This is a genomic window from Microbulbifer okhotskensis (assembly GCF_023895975.1).
GTDB lineage: Bacteria > Pseudomonadota > Gammaproteobacteria > Pseudomonadales > Cellvibrionaceae > Microbulbifer > Microbulbifer okhotskensis.
Genome location: NZ_JALBWM010000194.1, coordinates 1 through 3,857, shown reverse-complemented (window position 1 = coordinate 3,857; position 3,857 = coordinate 1). Strand labels below are relative to the sequence as shown.

Here is a 3,857-nt window from a genome sequence, read left to right as displayed (position 1 = left end):
AGTATCTGGCCGTGGTTCCTACCTATTTCGCCCCTAAAACTGTCCGAAGTATTGACTTAATGGATATTAAAGTAGAAATATACGCGAACAAAATGGTCTTAATCCATCGTGGTGAAAATGTTACCGTGGAACCAATACAGCCATACACAACAACTCGCCTGCTGGTTGGTACATTTCTTCCCGCTGTCGAATGCCTTAAAAGCGGTCTCAGGGAAATTGGAGCTACCGGTTTATTCAAATCAAAGCCGATACTGCACCTAGAAGTTAAAGAAATGTCTGAGGGCGGTCTATCTGAGGTTGAGCAACGGTGCCTAAATGAAATGGCATATGCAGCGGGGGCGCGTAAGGTTGAATTTGTGTGAATCTAAATCTCTAACAAGGCCAAGTACTGGATCGCCAAACTGCGTGCGGCTCACCCCTATTGGCGGGGTTAACTTCACAAGGTAAATTGAGCATATGAATAGGTTTTTAGTAATAGCCGCATCTATGGTTATTGCCTCATGTGCAAGTAACTCTGGTATTGCAAACATCCAGAACAAAGGAAATCTCGAAGCTTCCAAGCCAGCAGAGTGCGTGAATATCGATCAACTGAAATCAAACCAAAACCCCGCTGACATCTTTGTAGGCATGAAGAAATGTTGGGATTCTGAGAGCTATTCAACGGCAGCAGATATGTATTACGCTGCTATGACCTATGGGATTTATGACAACAAAAGAGTTAGCGATAAAACCTCACACCAAGGAATTATAGTTCTTCAAATGCAAACTTTAAGCGGCCTTTCTGGCCAGCAGGTTTCGCTACTCCAAACAGAAGTTAACGCAATTCTGGAAAACAACGCTAATGTATGCAGCGCTTTAACTACGCGAGGCCTGCCAACCTATCATCCAACATATATGATCCAGCTTGGCATTGGTGCCTTTACCGGCAACAACCCAAATAATGACCTTGTTGAAAACTTTGATAGACAATCCGCGTGGGCAGAGGCTATTGATATAACAGTTAAGTGCAAGCAAAGCTAAATCGGGTAGCCAGTAAACTTCTAGCCACCGGCCCCCACACCACCCATCGTGCGGGTCTGCGATGGGCGGTTCCCTATCCGTAATGAATCTCTACCCAACGATAGTATCGAGCAGCTCTTCATTTGAGTTGAGTGTCATGGCAGTGCGCTACCTCAACTTTATCCGACTGGAAACCTATCGGTAGGCTAGCCCTGTCTTTTAGCTCGTGGATTTAGGTTCAGGCCTTCACCCTGTCCAAGGTATTAATCTTGGCATTTGGCTACTATGCCATCTGCTGACTTCTGTTTAATCACCTCAGCCATTACTGACCGAGGCGCTGCTGTGTTCCACCACTTTTGTCGATCCCCGCAATGGTGGCTAGCGGAGTGGGCCTATTTATGAGTCAGCGGCCACGCTGACGGCTTCACAGCAGCAAGTTAAACAGATCTCCCCAGATAAGAACGTGAACTTCCACTACACAACTGCATCATTTACTCTACCCGTTAGATCACTTGGCTTCGGTGTCCTTGGCCACCTCGCCTCCTGGCTAAGCCTTATATGATGTTTCTGTTCGTCAGCTCGTAGTTTTGCTAGCGGCTTCCTCCCCACAAAACCTCACGGTGTTGCAGTTGCCATTCGCTAGTAGTTAGCATTTAATGGGATCCATTAAACGGTGATCTTCCTACAGGGGACTTTCACCCCATTAGTCCACGCCCATGCTGGGCGTACCAAGTAAAGGCACCTGCGTCAAAACCTCCGTTTCGCTTTGGTTTTGGTTTTGACGCAGGTGCTTTAGGCGTTATGCGAAGGAGAGAGAATGAGTTTCCTTGAAGAATCATGGGAAGAGCGAGAAGAAAAATTATATAAGAAAATATTTGTTGATACTGGGCCAGGTATATTTCCCATACCAAATGAGATCTTTGATCGAATGAATGCTAAAGGCATTGATCCTCGCTGGCTTACACATGGTGTTTTCAAGTGCCCGCCAACTAATAATAGAAGCACATGGGCTTATGTAACTTCAGGAATGTCAAATCCTTGGGAAACAGAAGAACCTGAGGAATACTCTGGTCTTGGCGTGGAGTTCCTAATAGAAACAGAAAATGAAGAAATGTGGGCGGTTGAAGTACTTCAAACGCTTATGGCTTATAACTTATTACTTGTAACCGGCCAAATGGGTGATTTCCCTCCCCTAGACTATGGTCATCGTGTGCCTCTAGCTCTGTCTGATTCAATTAAAACAATGATGTTCACTCAACCGGCTAGCTTCCCAAGTAACTTTTATATCAAGTCAGGCGCTGTCGATCTATTACAGGTTGTCGGTATAACACCATCGGAATTGGATGCTGCAAAACAAACATCATCCGATGAAATTAGAGAAAAATTAGTTAGCAATATTGGCGGACTGATTACAAGCAAGGAGCGAGCGAGTGTGGTGTAAACCGCATAAATCGGGTAACGGTGGTTTCTAGCTACCGACCCCCATACCACCCATCGTGCGGGTCCGCAATGGGCGACTCCCTATCTGCAATGAATTTCCACCCAGCGATTAGCTGTCGAGCTGGAGCGGTCTTTTTTTACGAGACTGCCCAAGTAGTTAAAAGTGTCAAAAACTTTTGAAAAATGGCTTACAATAGAGCCATCAGGCCACCTTACGTTGTGCTCAAAACGGCAAGTTATGGTAGCATTATACACACGAGGTTCAAGTGAATATATCTATAGCTGACACACACGAAGATATACTGGGTTGCTATGAGGTTCTATCTCAGCTTAGGCCGCATATAGCTAAAGATGACTTCCTGAATAGAATTTTATCTTTAGCTGACAGCTGCGGGTATAAACTGGCTTGGCTGGAAGATAATGGCATAAAAGCCGTAGTAGGCTACCGTATATCTGACTGGCTGCATACGGGAAAGTATCTTGAAATTGAAGACCTTATTACCACTTCAGAGAAAAGATCGAGTGGTTATGGCGGAAAGCTTTTTGACTGGATTTTAGAGCAAGCAAAAGTTCAAGGCTGCAACCAGGTTCACCTTGTTTCTGGTGTCCGACGTGAGCAAGCCCACAAGTTCTATATAGAAAAAGGAATGACATGGGAAGCAAAGTACTTTTCCATTAACGTTTAAAATTCATAAGCAATCTATCAAACCGACCTCCGTGTACCATCAAATTTACGTGGAGTCAAAAAACCACTACCCCTCTCAGGCGGGTTATAGTAGCGCTATACGCTTATGAGCAAAAGGAGAACCTAATGTTAAATCCATTTCATCTCTCTTTCGTGGTCCCTGATAAAGAGGAGGCCAAACGCTTCTATTTGGATATTCTGGGTTGCTCTATTGGCCGCGACAACCCAACATGGTTTGATATTTTATTTTATGGGCATCAAATTACAATCCATCAAGCTTCTGATAAAATGCAAGCTTTCCAAATTGATCATTTTGGGCCAATCTTAAGTAAAGAGGAATGGTTATCTGTGTTAAAGGTTTGCAAATTAAATGATGTTGAGTTTGCAGCTAATAGCCTTATAAAAAATGAAGGCACTGAAGATGAGTCAGGTAAATTTCTTATAAAAGATCCCAGCGGTAACACTCTTGAATTTAAGTATTACCTAGATTTTGAGCGTACAGTCGGGTAGCAATATATAAGTCTGGTAGCCGGCATTGGCACCCTTGGTGGACAGGCGATCAAACAAACTGTAGCAAATAAGGCTTTCGGAGGGCGCCGATGGTGGGCCTCTGCCAGGTAGCTAAATCTATATGCCAACCGGCTTCAATTAGCGTGTTATATATCCTGCATTCAACTCTGAAGTGCATCAGTTAATCCCCTGGAAAAGAACGGTCAGCTGAAGGTAACATCTG

The 3,857-nt window shown here is 44.3% G+C and carries 5 protein-coding genes; all 5 read left to right on the top strand.

Features of this window, described 5'->3' with window-relative positions; translation table 11 throughout:
* Positions 1–362, top strand: a 362-nt coding sequence (locus tag MO867_RS20885; protein WP_252472708.1) for a hypothetical protein, incomplete at its 5' end; no start/stop codon positions are given.
* 94 nt (positions 363–456) lie between these two features.
* Positions 457–1,020 carry a hypothetical protein gene (locus MO867_RS20880; RefSeq protein WP_252472706.1) on the top strand — a complete coding sequence of 188 codons (564 nt, stop codon included), beginning with the start codon at positions 457–459 and terminating at the stop codon, positions 1,018–1,020.
* 796 nt (positions 1,021–1,816) lie between these two features.
* Positions 1,817–2,440, top strand: a complete 624-nt coding sequence (locus MO867_RS20875) for a suppressor of fused domain protein (protein WP_252472704.1) — start codon at positions 1,817–1,819, stop codon at positions 2,438–2,440.
* 265 nt (positions 2,441–2,705) lie between these two features.
* Positions 2,706–3,125 carry a GNAT family N-acetyltransferase gene (locus MO867_RS20870; RefSeq protein WP_252472702.1) on the top strand — a complete coding sequence of 140 codons (420 nt, stop codon included), beginning with the start codon at positions 2,706–2,708 and terminating at the stop codon, positions 3,123–3,125.
* Between the two features lie 125 nt (positions 3,126–3,250).
* Positions 3,251–3,634, top strand: a complete 384-nt coding sequence (locus MO867_RS20865) for a VOC family protein (protein WP_252472700.1) — start codon at positions 3,251–3,253, stop codon at positions 3,632–3,634.
* Positions 3,635–3,857: the final 223 nt, after the last annotated feature.